Origin of the sequence: Lactiplantibacillus sp. DA1 (assembly GCF_032681335.1) — a bacterium.
In the GTDB taxonomy this organism is placed as follows: domain Bacteria; phylum Bacillota; class Bacilli; order Lactobacillales; family Lactobacillaceae; genus Lactiplantibacillus.
The window spans coordinates 48,251-62,916 of sequence record NZ_JAWHTQ010000001.1; the positions used below are offsets into that span (position 1 = coordinate 48,251).

Annotated in this window: 10 protein-coding genes; all 10 read right to left on the reverse strand. The window is 45.7% G+C overall.

The genetic code is table 11. The features are described from left to right. Positions 1 to 809: 809 nt before the first annotated feature. The gene (gene rlmD / locus RXV91_RS00245) at positions 810 to 2,183 is read right to left on the reverse strand and encodes a 23S rRNA (uracil(1939)-C(5))-methyltransferase RlmD (protein ID WP_316438201.1); all 1,374 of its coding nucleotides are present in this window, start codon (positions 2,181 to 2,183) and stop codon (positions 810 to 812) included. A gap of 341 nt (positions 2,184 to 2,524) precedes the next feature. Then, positions 2,525 to 3,535 (reverse strand): diacylglycerol kinase, encoded by a 1,011-nt coding sequence (locus RXV91_RS00250; protein WP_316438202.1) that lies wholly within the window; start codon positions 3,533 to 3,535, stop codon positions 2,525 to 2,527. A gap of 108 nt (positions 3,536 to 3,643) precedes the next feature. Continuing rightward, positions 3,644 to 5,068 carry an Asp-tRNA(Asn)/Glu-tRNA(Gln) amidotransferase subunit GatB gene (gene gatB, locus RXV91_RS00255; protein WP_316438203.1) on the reverse strand — a complete coding sequence of 475 codons (1,425 nt, stop codon included), beginning with the start codon at positions 5,066 to 5,068 and terminating at the stop codon, positions 3,644 to 3,646. Continuing rightward, positions 5,068 to 6,531: an Asp-tRNA(Asn)/Glu-tRNA(Gln) amidotransferase subunit GatA gene (gatA, locus tag RXV91_RS00260; RefSeq protein WP_316438204.1), complete on the reverse strand. Its 1,464-nt coding sequence runs from the start codon at positions 6,529 to 6,531 to the stop codon at positions 5,068 to 5,070. Before gatA ends, gatB begins: the two co-directional genes overlap by 1 nt. After that, positions 6,531 to 6,851 carry an Asp-tRNA(Asn)/Glu-tRNA(Gln) amidotransferase subunit GatC gene (gene gatC, locus RXV91_RS00265; protein WP_003641341.1) on the reverse strand — a complete coding sequence of 107 codons (321 nt, stop codon included), beginning with the start codon at positions 6,849 to 6,851 and terminating at the stop codon, positions 6,531 to 6,533. The genes gatA and gatC overlap by 1 nt, the downstream gene beginning before the upstream one ends. Before the next feature lie 41 nt (positions 6,852 to 6,892). Next, positions 6,893 to 8,068 (reverse strand): CamS family sex pheromone protein, encoded by a 1,176-nt coding sequence (locus tag RXV91_RS00270; protein ID WP_316438205.1) that lies wholly within the window; start codon positions 8,066 to 8,068, stop codon positions 6,893 to 6,895. Then, complete coding sequence (gene ligA, locus RXV91_RS00275; protein ID WP_316438206.1) at positions 8,065 to 10,104, reverse strand: NAD-dependent DNA ligase LigA; 2,040 nt, start codon at positions 10,102 to 10,104, stop codon at positions 8,065 to 8,067. The genes RXV91_RS00270 and ligA overlap by 4 nt, the downstream gene beginning before the upstream one ends. Positions 10,105 to 10,120: 16 nt before the next feature. Then, on the reverse strand, positions 10,121 to 12,388 hold the full coding sequence (gene pcrA / locus RXV91_RS00280) for a DNA helicase PcrA (protein WP_316438207.1): 2,268 nt from the start codon (positions 12,386 to 12,388) through the stop codon (positions 10,121 to 10,123). 440 nt (positions 12,389 to 12,828) lie between these two features. Next, entirely contained in the window at positions 12,829 to 13,998 is a 1,170-nt protein-coding gene (locus RXV91_RS00285; RefSeq protein ID WP_316438208.1) for an ATP-grasp domain-containing protein, read from the reverse strand. A gap of 113 nt (positions 13,999 to 14,111) precedes the next feature. Then, positions 14,112 to 14,660, reverse strand: coding sequence for a DUF2179 domain-containing protein (locus tag RXV91_RS00290; RefSeq protein ID WP_316438209.1), 549 nt, complete (start codon positions 14,658 to 14,660; stop codon positions 14,112 to 14,114). Positions 14,661 to 14,666: the final 6 nt, after the last annotated feature.

Sequence of the window (14,666 nt, forward strand, 5' to 3'; positions counted from 1 at the left end):
CTAAGTGTTCCAGTAGTGCGTATTTATCTTGATAGTGATGGTAAAACGTACTGCGTCCCACTAACCCCGCTTTACAAATATCGTTAACCGGGACCTAGAAGCAGGGTTTCATTCGACAAGCTTGAATAAACCCTGCTTCTAGGTCCCGGTTTGTTTTGATGGTACGTAAATCTTGCGCTGCCATTAAGCTGCATTCCTTTCGTTAATAAATAACATATTTAATTCGGCAATTATTGTTACTAATTAAGGTCTCTAATAGCTTGCTCTATAAACCAAACTTTTCAAGCACCCAATCTTAAAAAGTTTGGTTTATTCTTCAGCCACATCATGCCATCACACCAAACAACGGCTATATTCTGATAGGCTTGTTCTTCAAACTGGTACCATTGATCTAGTCAATCAAATCGTCACTTAATGACCGCAACCGACGAAAAGCACCCCGACTACTAATTGCTCGCTCTAGCGTTTCAGCTTGCCTCCCCACGGACAATTGGGCAATGCAGACTTCCATAATTTGATAATCATTAATGTCGAATTTAGCAGATCATTTAATTTCATTAGAACGACTCCGCCAAGTTAACTTCCGAACTATAAGTCTACTGTATCGCATTTGTACTAAAACTACTACTACTGGCCATTTTCCTTATATTACGTTGAACGCTAAAATCATTAGTGCCTTATTGGTGTCACAACTTAATCTCACGAACTGGAAATAACAAAATGACTCAAAAAGTGTGTGGGTCGTCTAACGAACATTAGACGACCCACACACTTTTTTATAAGCTTATTAATCCAACAATTTTAAAATCTTACTGTTCCCGTTCCAACACCGTCACCGATTCAATATGCGGCGTTTGTGGGAATTGGTCCACGGGTTGGACCGGGGCACTAATATGGTACCCATATTCCGCAAACCGTTGAACGTCCCGAACTAAGGTCGATGGATTACAACTAATGTAAACCACCCGTTTAGGGGCCATTTCACCGGCACTCTTGATAAAGTCAGCATCCAAGCCTTTGCGTGGTGGATCGACCACAATCACGTCAGGCTTAATCCCATCTTCCTGCCATTTTGCCATGGCCTTTTCAGCACTATCTAAGACAAACTTAGCATTAGTAATACCATTCTTATCCGCGTTTTGCCGCGCGTTATCAATCGCTGCCGGTACAATTTCAACACCGTAAACTTGCTTCGCATGTTGGGCCATCGTTAATGAAATCGTTCCGATACCGGAATAAGCATCGATCACCGTTTCGTTACCAGTCAAACCAGCCTGATCAATGGCTAATTGATAAAGCTTTTCAGTTTGTTGTGGGTTCACTTGATAGAAAGATTGGGCTGAAATGGCGAATGTCAAGCCCAATAACTGATCATTGATAGTGGCCTTACCAGCTAACACGTTGTTAACTGGCCCTAAGATCACGTTAGTCTTCTTGGAATTAACGTTTTGGATCACACTAACGACTTCTGGTAACGCCGCCTGAATCTCTTGTGTGACCACGTCAGCCATTGGTAAGTGTTTCGTCCGCGTCACAATCACAACCATCATCTCATGGCTGTAATACCCACGACGCACCATGATCGTCCGAATCGTCCCACTATGATGGAATTCATCATAAGCGGCTTCATGATACTTCCGCAAAATATCGCGGACCACCACAATGGCCTTATCAATTTCGGGATCTTGAATATAATAATCTTCAATCGGCATCAATTGATGGCTATTTTTCTTATAAAATCCAGTCGTTAATTGCCCCTGAACTTGACGTACTGGTACTTGCGCCTTGTTCCGATACTGGGTCGGGTTGGCCATCCCGATCGTTGGTAAAACTTCAACGTCATCCATGTGAACTTTTGCAAATAGTTCAGCTACCTGGTGTTGCTTGAACTTCAATTGCTCACTGTATTCCAAGTGTTGCAGGGGCGCAATCCCCGTTTGCCGATAAACGCGGCCTTTCGGATTGACCCGGTGTGGGCTCACTTGATTGATTTTTTCAACGTCACCAAACGCAAAGTTCTTCGTTGTCTTTGTGACCTTGACCGTGATTTTTTCTTCTGGCAACGCATTTTCAATAAAAATTGGGTAGTTATCGACTTTGGCAACCCCCATGCCCTGATAGGTTAAATCCATGATAGTGACGTCTAAGACTTCACCCTTATGCACTGGTAAATTAACTTTCATTTGTTTCCTCTTGCTTTCTTTGTTAGTGACCTTATTATTTTTAACTGCTGACTAGTAGCCACTGCTCCAGTCAACTAGTGGTATCTCAACTTGTTGATGCGGTACTTCACAGCGTATTTTATAAAACCAGGTTCATCAAACTTACCGCTCGCACTGCTATTCTAACTGCCAAGACGTGCAAACTCAGCCGTGCATGCCACCGGTTATGCCAGTAAATTATTGCCAAAATCGTAATTCATTTACTTACTAGATAAACCTTCAGCACACACGATGAAAGCCACGCTCTTAAAAAAATTACCGTCCACCATTGTATCGGTAAACGGTAATTTAAGCAAGTTATTCTATTTTTCGTCGTCCTCAGTTGCAGCTGGCAACTGATCAACGGCTGAGACAAAATGTCGCTCAGCATCTTCCAACTCTGGATCAGTAATCGCCTCATCTGGAATCCGATCCGTATCTGCAAACATTTCAATGTGTTGCTTCAAATTACGGAACGTCATCGGTGCATCCCCACCGTATTCACCATCTAAATTGATCATCAACCGATCCTGATCTACTGGCTTAGCAACGACCTTGTTTGTCTTCACATAAATAATGCTGGGATCGTTGATATGCTTACCACCGTTGAGCACTAATGTCATCAGGTGTAGCATCTTCGCCAGATTACTCGTCTTCACAATGATCATCGTGAATTTACCATCATCTAACGATGCGTCCGGCACCAACTGTTCAAAACCACCCACCGAATTAGTCAGTGCTAAGAAAAACATCGATGCCTTGCCTTGGTAATGGCCACCATCATACTTCAAATCCATCTCAACCGGTTTTACCCGGGGTAGCAACTCAGCACCTTTGGCTAAATAAGCCGCATACCCAAAAATTGATTTTAATTGTGAAGGTACATCATAGGTCAACTCCGTTAGCATACCACCCGCCGCGATATTAATGAAGTACTGTTCGCCAGCTTGACCAATGTCCATCTTGACTGTCTGATCTTTCAAAACCACCTTGGCCGCCGCAACCGGATCATTACGTGGAATCCGTAGCGCCCGGGCATAATCGTTAGTTGTACCCGCCGGAATAATCGCCATCTTAGGCCGCCGCTTCAACCCAGCTAACCCGTTTACTACTTGATTGATGGTTCCATCACCACCAGCTGCTACAATCAGTTCAAACCCGTCCTTGGCACAGCGCCGCGCTTCATCGGCCGCCGAATTGGGAGCCGGTGTCGTGGCGAACGCGCTAGTCTCATAACCAGCTTGTTCAAAAATACCAAGAATTTCAACTAAATCGTGGGCCAACGCCTCACGTCCAGAAGTCGGGTTGTAAATAAGTCGTGCCCGTTTACGCATGTTTCCTATTCCTCCGCTCACACGGTCGGGTGTTCAGTGGTTGGCGTTGACCAACTACTAGTCATGGAATCATCATCTAGATTCAACACTCCAACGACCTACTCGAATTTACCGTGCTTTTAATGATGTCATTAATAATTGATTGACGACTTTCGGGTTCGCCTGACCACGCGTCTTCTTCATGATTTGCCCCACGAGGAAGCCCACGGCCCGATCTTTCCCGTTCTTGAAGTCATCAATCGATTGTTGATTATTATCCAACACATCGTCAACAATTGGTTGTAACTTCGCCGGATCAGACAATTGAACTAAGCCCTTGTCATTGACCCATTGAACCGGTTCTGAGCCTGCCATGATGGCCTTGAAGACCTTCTTGGCAATTTTACTTGAAATGGTCTCATCCGAAATCATCTTAATCATCCCGGCTAAGTGAGCCGGTGTTAAATCAGTCGCTAACAAATCAACCTTATGCTCGTTCAAGTACGCGTTAACGTCCCCTTGCAAATAGTTTGAAGCCAATTTAGGATCCGCACCCTGAGCAACCGTTGCATCAAAGAAGTCAGACATTTCCTTAGTCTGGGTTAACACACCCGCATCATAGGGCGTCAAACCAAATTCATTGATGTAACGTTCACGCCGCGAACCAGGCATTTCTGGAATGGTCTTCTTAACGGTCGCAATCCAGTCATCATCGATATCGACTGCTGGAATATCAGGTTCTGGGAAGTAACGGTAATCATCGCTACCTTCCTTGACCCGCATCAAAATCGTTTGGCCCGTTGTTTCATCAAAACGCCGCGTTTCTTGTTGGATCTTGCCACCAGCCATGAGAACTTGTTGTTGGCGTTGTTCTTCATATTCCAGTGACTTGCGAACATAGTTGAAGGAGTTCAAGTTCTTCATTTCGGTCTTGACGCCGTACTTATCAGAACCCGCTGGTCGAATCGAAATATTAACGTCAACCCGCATTGACCCTTCTTCCATCTTAACATCCGAAACACCCGTAAATTGAATTCGTTGCCGTAATGCTTCACAGTAAGCATAAGCTTCTTCTGGCGAGGCAATATCTGGCTTGGACACAATTTCAATCAACGGCGTCCCTTGCCTGTTCAAATCGACATAGGAATAATCATTTTCATGGGTGTTCTTCCCGGCATCTTCTTCGATATGCATCTCTTCGATACCGATTTTTTTCTTCTTACCATCAACTTCGATTTCAATCCACCCATCATGGGCAATCGGTTTTTCATGTTGTGTAATTTGGTAAGCTTTTGGGTTATCCGGATAGAAGTAGTTCTTCCGGTCAAAGTACGTATGGTGCTCAATATTCGCGTGCAAAGCTGTCGCTGCTTTGATTCCAGCTTCGACCACACCCTTATTAGGCGTTGGTAATACCCCGGGATATCCCCAGTCGATCACGTTCGTGTTGGCATTTGGTTCCGAACCAAATTGCACGGGTGAAGGACTAAAGATCTTGGAGTTGGTCTTTAACTCAACGTGGACTTCCAAACCAATCGTGGTTACAAAATTCATTAGTTAGCACCTCCAACTTTCGGGGTTTGCTTGTAAACTTGCGTTGCTTGTTCAAAGGCATAGCCCGCTTGATACATCGTACTTTCGTCAAACGCCTTACCAATTAATTGCAAGCCAACTGGTAACCCATCTGCAAACCCAGCTGGTACCGACATCCCTGGCAAGCCAGCTAAGTTGACTGGAATCGTCAAGACGTCGTTCATATACATTGTGATTGGGTCAGATAATTCGTCACCTAACTTAAAAGCTGGGGTTGGCGCAACTGGTCCCATAATTAAGTCATAATCTTCAAAGACCTTATTAAAGTCATTAATGATCATCGTCCGAACTTGGCCCGCTTTGTGGAAGTAAGCATCATAATAGCCAGCTGAGAGGGAGAACGTCCCTAACATGATCCGGCGCTTAACTTCGTCACCAAAACCTTCTGAACGACTACGAACATAGACGTCTTCCAAGTTCTTGACATCGTCCGCCCGGAAGCCGTAACGAATCCCATCAAACCGTTGTAAGTTTGAGGAAGCTTCTGAAGAAGCAATGATATAGTAAGCAGCCACACCATAGCGACTATTTGGTAGGGAGACTTCTTCAACCGTGGCACCCAAGTCTTTAAACTGCTTGACTGCTTGTTGAATGACTTCACGAACCTTAGGATCGATGCCATCGCCCATATATTCTTTTGGTAACCCGATCTTCATACCCTTGATATCACCCGTCAAACCGGCCGTAAAGTCTGGCACAGCTTGCTTGGATGACGTGGTATCATGCACATCGTTGCCCGCAATCATATTCAAAGCGGCCGCGTTATCCTTGACCGTCCGTGTCATCGGCCCAATTTGATCCAATGAGGACCCAAAGGCAATGAGCCCCCAGCGTGAAACCCGACCATACGTTGGTTTCATCCCAACAATACCATTGAATGAAGAAGGTTGCCGAATTGAACCACCCGTATCAGAGCCAAACGCAACCGGCACTTGACCAGAAGCCACCGCAACCGCAGAACCACCCGAAGAACCGCCAGGCACCCGGCTGATGTCCCAAGGATTACGTGTTACGTGGAATGCCGACGTTTCAGTCGAACCGCCCATCGCAAACTCATCCATGTTAGTCTTACCAACAATCAACGCATTGCTGTTCAATAGCTTGTCAACAACCGTTGCGTTATAGACCGGCACGAAGTTTGCTAGCATCTTAGAAGCCGCCGTCGTCGTGAGATCCTTCGTCACAATATTATCCTTGACTGCCACTGGAATCCCAGCAAAGAGGTTGCTAGCGTCGATGCCGTTTTGATCCAAAACAGTAGCCTGTTGTAAGGCTTGCGCTTCATTTAAATTCAAGAACGCCCCTAGCTTAGGGTCAACCTGATTCATATTAGCAAAAGTGGCCTTCGCTAGTTCCGTGGCACTGATCTTCTTGGCTACCAAGTCAGCGTGTAGACTAGTTAGATCTTGGTCGAAATAAGTCATTATTCACCGTCCCCACTTTCATCAATAATTGCTGGCACTTTAATCAAGCCATTGGCTGTTTCTGGGGCATTCTTCAGCAATGCTTCCCGGAGTGCTTCATCACTCTTAACCGCCACGTCCTCACGTAGCGTATTCGTATGATCACTCATCCGTGACGTTACGGGTACGCCCGTCGTATCAACCGTGCTTAATTCTTCGAACATGCCGATAATTTTTTCTAGTTGCGGTGTGAACATCGCTAATTGGTCTGGTGTAAACTCCAACTTAGCCAAGCTCGCAACGTGTTGGACTTGTTCGGCATTAATTCGTTCTTCAGCCATCAGATTTCCTTCTTTCTCAAATCTTACTAAATATAATTTAATTAATCGTCGCCCTGGTCACTAAAGACATGGGTGTAATAAGAACTGCCCTTCGCTGTTCTGGCCAAAAAGCTTTGAATATTACCATTGGCACTCTTAACCGTAATTTCAACCGGTACACCGGATGGTAAATAACGTTTAGCAGCCGTGGCTAAGTACTGCGTAAAACTAATAATTTCCGTTTCACTATAGAACTTAGTCGTGATGTTAACACTTAATTTACTCAACGACTTGTCCTTGTAATGAGCATTCGCTGTTACGCCAGACAAGTTCGGGAAGAAGTTTTGAACATGGGACTTAAACTGACTAAAGTCCGACTCATCATTACTATTAGCACCCGAGTTCTTCGATTCAGAGGTCGCTGGGAAGACATAATTCTTCCAGTTCAACGACGTCCAGTTCGAAATCGAAGTTGAACCGTTCTTGGAGACGGCATAAGCAATCATGTCACCACCAACTAAGCTATCATTCGAAGACTGCTTATAAAGTGCCAGCACGATTGGCACGTTCTTCAAAGCTGAGCGTTGACGTAGGCGTTGCAGGACAGTATTGGCCATCTTCTTACCTTGTGCCGTTAACTCGGTCGTTGAAATGTTGGTTTCATAAGTGGCGCCATACTCAACCTTCGTATAATAATCGACCGAGTTCATTCCCAAGCCAATTGTTACACCACCAAGTGACAGCTTACTGCCATTTTGAACCATGTAATCTTGTTCTTCAAGTTGTTGTAAGTAAATTGGATTCCGGGTATTCGGATCCTTCTTACCATTATTCTCCGGGTTCAATCCTTCTGAATTACTGCTTGATTTACGTCCAAGCCAATTTTCCACCGTCGATGAGCTTAAATATTGACCTTCTTGGAAGACGTATTTACTCGTTGGAAAGACTTTTTTAGACACGTCCAATAAGCCACTTTCAAAACTCTTCAAGTTCATGACGTTATCGTTTTGTGAGACGACGACACCTCGGGACTTACTCGTCCGATAACGGCCATTTTTGATCACCCCTTGATAGAACTCGCTATCAGCAGTTCCAGTGGTGGTCGTTGTTTTCGTTCCAGTCGTTGTCGTACTACTACTAGTCGACCCAAAGGACGAATTCTTTAAATTACCGCAGGCGGCTAGAACAATGGCAGCCACTGCTACTAGACCCATCGTGCGTATGCGTTTGACATTCACGCTTGTGTATCCTCCCTCATTGTTTCGCTGAACCGGGCTTCATCCCATACGGTAATGTCCAGCTGCTGTGCTTTTTGCAACTTACTTCCGGCATCGCTACCTGCAATCACGAGGTCCGTCTTCTTCGAGACACTCCCCGTTACCGTGGCGCCGTGGGCTTGTAGCCACTGAGTCGCATCTGGCCGGGTAAAGCTTTCCAGCTTACCCGTTAAGACGACCCGCTTACCTGCAAACCAACTATTACTATCGGCTGCCACGGTGGCACTAGGGCCCTGATACGTGGTATTCACATTGACCGCTTGCAATTCACTGATTAACGTATGCACTTCGTCGCTTTCAAAGTACTGTACCACGGCGTTAGCAATCACGTCACCCATTGAATCAATCGCCGCAATTTCTTCCTGACTAGCCACCATCAACGCTTCGATCGTGCCAAAATGTTGCGCAATTAAGCGCGCCACTTTAGCACCGACGTGCCGAATACCAAGACCGAACAATAACCGTTCAAGTGAATTATCACGGCTACGGTCAATTGATGTCAAGAGCTTTTCAGCAGATTTATCTTTTATTTTATCTAATGTTAAGAGTTGTTCCTTAGTTAACCGATATAGACCGGCAACATCACTGACTAACTGATTGGCGTACAGTTGCGCAATAATCCGCGGGCCGAGACCATCAATATTCATCGCATTGCGGGAAGCAAAGTGCACCAATCCTTCTTGGACTTGAGCAGGACACTTCGGGTTAATACACCGCAAAGCCACTTCGTCCTCCAAATGAACCAGTGGTGCGTCACAGGACGGACAATTCGTTGGAATAACTAACGGTTGGGCATCCTTAGGTCGTTTAGTTAGATCAACCGATGAGATTTCGGGAATGATATCACCCGCTTTATGCAGTAAGACAGTATCCCCGATACGTACATCCTTCGCCGCCACGTAATCGGGGTTGTGTAAGGAAGCTCGGGCAACGGTCGTCCCAGCCAATTGAACAGGTTCCATCACAGCAGTAGGTGTAACAACGCCCGTCCGTCCAATGGTCCATTCAACGTCGATTAACTGGGTTGGTTGTTCATCAGGTGGAAACTTATAAGCAATGGCCCAGCGTGGGACCTTAACCGTCGCACCCAGCGAGCGTTGTAACGGTAACGGATTAGCTTTAATCACGATGCCGTCAATACCGTAAGCCAATTCTGGTCGCTCATTTTGATAATGGTCAATGTAACTAAAGACGTCAGCCATCGAATGGGCCACCTTAAAATCTGGATTGATTGCAAAACCTAAATCAGCAAATTCTGTCAGCATCTCGCTCTGAGTCCGCGCTGTCAATGGTTCATAATCCGCAACGTTATACATAAATGTACTCAATTGGCGTTCCGCCACAACTCGTGAATCCAACTGTCTTAGGGTTCCAGCCGCCGCATTCCGCGGATTGGCAAAGACCGGCTCGCCCGCCGCTTCCCGCCGTTCGTTTAAGGCAGCAAACGCCGCTTTCGGCATGTAACACTCGCCACGTACCTCAATGGTCAGTGGTCGCGTCAAGCGCTGGGGAATTGACTTGATTGTCTTAATATTAGTCGTAATATCTTCGCCAACCGTACCGTTACCACGCGTTGATCCTTGAACGAGCACGCCATCTTCGTAACGTAATGAGAGTGCTAATCCATCAATCTTCAACTCGCAATTATAATCGACTGGATGACCGACATTTTGTTCCAAACGATCTACAAATTCTTGCAATTCAGCTTGTGAAAAGACGTCACCCAGTGACAACATTGGAATCTCGTGAGTTACTTTATCAAAGCCTGATTTAACCGTGCCACCGACTAACTGGGTCGGCGAATCCGGTGTAACTAGTTGTGGAAAGGTTTGCTCAAGTTCCACTAACCGTTCATACTTTTGATCATAGACATTGTCTTCCACGTTCGGCGCATCTTCGTCATAGTACTGCCGACGCCATTCATTTAACGTTTGCCGTAAAGCGGCCGCTTCATCAGCTGCTCGCTCAACGGTCATTGTGTTGGGGTTGTCCGCCATCAGCTAGTCCTCCTAACTAATCCTGTACTTTTTGGATTGGTGCAAATGCTGCTAATAACCGCTTAATTCCTTCAGACTTAAAGGCAATATCCAATTCAGCATCCTCACCGGCACCCGTTACTTTTACAACTGTTCCAGTGCCCCACTTACGATGCTTGACCTTGTCACCAATCGACCAACTATTCTTATCAGCCCCCGTACCACTCGCCTTTTTAACTGTGGCCCGCGTACCAACAGGATTCTTCTTATACGATGGTGTAAAGGCGCGGCGTTCACGATCCGCACCAAATGGGACTTTGGGGCCAGTGCTACTAGCGCCATCCAACGTATTTTCATTCTTAAGTAACTCTGGTTCAATTTCTTCAACGAATCGGGAAGCCGCATTGTTCTGACGCCGCCCATATAACATCCGTGAGTACGCGTTAGTCAAGTACAGCTTTTTCTCAGCCCGCGTAATCCCAACATATGCTAATCGTCGTTCTTCTTCTAACTCGTCTTCGTCCATCATCGCCCGTGATAATGGAAAGATGCCTTCTTCCATCCCAATCAAGAAGACAACCGGAAATTCTAGCCCCTTAGCCGCATGTAACGTCATCAACGTCACTGCTTGAGGTTCTTCTTCAACGTTATCAACGTCCGAAACCAGTGCCAAATCTGCTAAGAAATCAACAAACTTATCACTGTCTTCATCTTCTGGTTGATAACTATCATCGAATTGCTTCGTCACAGACAAGAATTCTTCGATGTTTTCAATCCGCGCTTGCGCTTCTAATGATTTCGTTGCTTTGGCATCCTTCAAGGCCTTCATATAGCCCGTACGGTCAAGGATTTCTTGCGTCAAGTCCGTCACAGACAAGTATTCCCGCATGGCGCGCAATTCATTCATTGTCGCTGCAAACTTCGCCAACGCACCTTTAGCACGCGCCGAAATACCGTTAGCCATATCGACATTGCTAGCTGCTTCCAACATAGAATAACCTGCTTCGTCCGCAAATAACCGTAACTTTTCAACACTCGTCTGACCAATACCCCGCTTAGGCTCGTTAACGACCCGTTCAAAATTCATCGAATCCTGGTCGTTCACAGCCAAGGTCAAGTAGGATAAGACATCCCGAATTTCTTTACGGTCATAGAACTTATTGCCACCAACCATCGTGTACGGAATATTGGCCTTAACAAGTGATTCTTCCATAACCCGTGACTGTGCGTTTGTCCGATAAAGAATCGCAAAGTCACCATAATCAAGCTTATCCGCCTGCATGCTTTCTTGAATCTTCGCAATCACAAAGTGCGTTTCGTCGCTTTCACTCTGGCCACGATAATAGGAAATCTTGTTGCCCGGTTCATTCTCAGTCCATAATTTCTTCGGCCGCCGCGTTGAATTATTGTTAATAACTGCATTCGCCGCCGACAAAATGGTCTTGGTCGAACGATAATTTTGTTCCAACATGACCGTGTCAGCCTGCGGGTAATCCTTCTCAAAGTCAAGAATATTTTCCATGTTGGCACCCCGCCAACCATAGATTGATTGGTCGGCATCCCCAACTACACACAAATTCTTATACTTGTCAGCTAACATGTTGACCAACGTATATTGCGCATTGTTCGTATCTTGATATTCGTCCACATGAATATAATGGAACTTATTTTGATACCACGCCAGCGTTTCAGGATTCTGTTTAAATAGCTGAATCGTCAACATGATCAAGTCGTCAAAATCAACTGCTTGATCAGCTGCCAACTCGCGCTGATATTGCAAATAAACATCCGCCACAACACTCTCAAAAGGACTTGCAGCCGACTCTTTGTACATTTCTGGCGTCTGCAAATCATTTTTAGCATTTGAAATTGCGGATAAAATCGAACGTGGATCAAATTTTTTCGAATCGATATTTTGTTCCGTCAGGATTCGTTTAACTAGTGTCCGTTGTTCACTGGTCCCCGCAATCGTAAAGGCCCGGTTATATCCAATCTGTTCAATATCGCGTCGTAAGATTCGGACACACAGGGCATGGAATGTCGAAACCCATACGTCCTGCGCCGATTCACCTAGCAACTTACCGACCCGTTCACGCATTTCACGAGCGGCCTTATTCGTAAAGGTAATTGCTAAAACGTTCCAAGGGTTGACCCCTTGTTCTTCAATTAAATAAGCTACCCGATGCGTCAGTACCCGGGTCTTTCCTGAGCCCGCACCGGCCATAATTAGTAGCGGTCCTTCTGTGTCTAAAACGGCTTCCTGTTGCTTGTCATTCATTCCTGCCAATAGGCTTTCTTTCGACACGCTGTTCGCCACCCTTTCTAAAAATCAGTCACCAAACATTATAGCAAATTTTGGCCGTGATTGCTGTACTTTAAGGTCAGCATCTCACACAAAAATCGCGGTTTTTCCATTGTCAGTGACACCTATGTTAATTTTACAACTTCTACTATTCACGGGAAACGAATTGACGGCAATATTGCGTAACTTTAAGCAATTTTGAGACTTACTCAATTTTTAGCCAAAATGCCCGCCGCACCATTCTCAACGCCACCTACTCCGATAATTGCCCTTTCGTCATTTGGAAGACATGTCCCCAAACGTTAAAAAATCCAATTCACAAGATGAATTGGATTACGAACTTTATTTATTCGCGACTGTTGCCCATAATGGCTGGTCGTCGGTCGCGAACAGTACGATTGAATTAACGGTAATGATCCGTGAGACTAGGCTCTAATCATTCATTACTCAGCTTCAGTTTCATTATCAGCCGGCGTTGTTTTGCCAAACTGCCAAATACTGGTATCTTCGATCTGTTCGAGCGCTTCTTTAACACTCGGTGCCTCCACTAACACATGGCCGGCAACCGGCGCCCGGTGCGCTTGCAACAGCGTCCGGTGATAGAAATTAAAGAACCAGTTAGTCTTAATCTGCCACTGCGTCCGAATGCCACTTTCCTGAGCCGGTGTAAAGTAAGCAGCAACCACAGGCATCAACTGCTTGACAGGCATTAATGGCAGTCCCGCAATTGCCCGCAGGTGTTGTTCCGCCATACTAATGTTCGTTGCACGTTCGAAGACATACCCTGCCTGATGCATCGCAGGGACGATCCGCTTCACGTATAAGTTACCGCCCTTCGTTAAGAAGAAGGCGACTTCAAAAACACCCGTATAACTCAAGTTATCACTAATTTCTTTCGTGATCCGCAGCATTTCATCATTCACCGCCGCATCGATTTGCGCCGGAACGATTGAGGCAACCAGCTCATGATTGCGATACCGGTTCTCAACCGTTGGGAAGAACGCCGTCGTATCTCCGCTCTTAGCACCAAATACGGAAAGTTCCTTGTCATATGGAATCAGTGACTCTAACAAATAAGTGCCCCAATCCAACAGATCAGCCGCCTTGACAATATCCGTCTGCGTCTTAATGACGAGCTGGCGATTCTGACCTAAGCCCTTTTGAATCGGCTTCAAAATACTTGGGTAACCAATTGAGCCAATTGATTGGTAGACATCATCCAGACTCACGATCGTGGCTGACGGTGCCACGTTCAAATTAAGCTGGCTAAAAAATGCCCGTTCTAAGGAGCGGTCTTGCGTAATTTCTAGCGCATCAGCCCCTTGTGGTACCCGGGTGTGCGCCGCCAAAAACTTAATGACCGACGCATCAATGGTTTCCGACTCGTAAGTCACCATATCGCAACGTTCCGCAAAATTTTGTAACTGTTGTTGGTCATTGAGGGCCCCGACAACGCGAAAATCTGCCAGTTCCATGGTCTCAGTATTTTCGTTATCGCCGTATACCCCGACATTGATGCCAGCATTACGCGCGGCAATTACTAATCCAACACCATTAGTACTACTTCCAATAATGCCAAGCGTACCACCTGGGTTTAAAATCGAGTTGTCCACTTCAGTCCCTACTTTCCTATACTTTAAATAATTATAATCTGATTATTGAATCACTTTTAGCGTGCATTATCCTGTAACAATCATACTTGCTGACGCGCACGGTTGCAAGTTTATCACTGCTTTTTTCGGCGTTCGTTCCGTCGCTTGACTCGCTTGAGCCAAAAGCCACCGGAAATATAACGCGGTTCATACGCAATCACAAACGCATTGGGTGCCGCGTCTTTGATCAGGCCATACAGCCGGCGCTCATTCTTCCGCGGCGCCAATATTTCTAGCTCTAACCGCTCACCTTCTAGGCCGTAAGCGGCATGTTGTGTAACCCCGAAACCATTTTCGCGAAGCACCCCAGGTAATGACGACTTAGGGTCAGGTAAAATAACTGAAATCATCGTGTAACCTAATGCCAAATGGTCTTCAATCACCATCCCAACATATACCCCGACACCGTAGCCTAACGCATATACAACTAAGTTAATCGGATTATGCAGCCGATCCAGGACAAGCGACAATCCTAAGACGTAAATTGTAATCTCAATCACACTCGCAAATGCTGCAAAATACCGATAGCCACGCATCACGAGTAGAAAACGGACAGTATTTAACGTAATGTAAGCAAAGTTGATAACAAAAATAAGGACGAGCATCCCAATGTCAACGTGCATCACAAT

Bases quoted from the DNA above. Each gene is read 5' to 3' on its own strand.
- rlmD (WP_316438201.1), bottom strand. From the start codon at position 2,183: ATGAAAGTTAATTTACCAGTGCATAAGGGTGAAGTCTTAGACGTCACT.
- RXV91_RS00250 (WP_316438202.1), bottom strand. From the start codon at position 3,535: ATGCGTAAACGGGCACGACTTATTTACAACCCGACTTCTGGACGTGAG.
- gatB (WP_316438203.1), bottom strand. From the start codon at position 5,068: ATGAATTTTGTAACCACGATTGGTTTGGAAGTCCACGTTGAGTTAAAG.
- gatA (WP_316438204.1), bottom strand. From the start codon at position 6,531: ATGACTTATTTCGACCAAGATCTAACTAGTCTACACGCTGACTTGGTA.
- gatC (WP_003641341.1), bottom strand. From the start codon at position 6,851: ATGGCTGAAGAACGAATTAATGCCGAACAAGTCCAACACGTTGCGAGC.
- ligA (WP_316438206.1), bottom strand. From the start codon at position 10,104: ATGGCGGACAACCCCAACACAATGACCGTTGAGCGAGCAGCTGATGAA.
- RXV91_RS00290 (WP_316438209.1), bottom strand. From the start codon at position 14,660: ATGCACGTTGACATTGGGATGCTCGTCCTTATTTTTGTTATCAACTTT.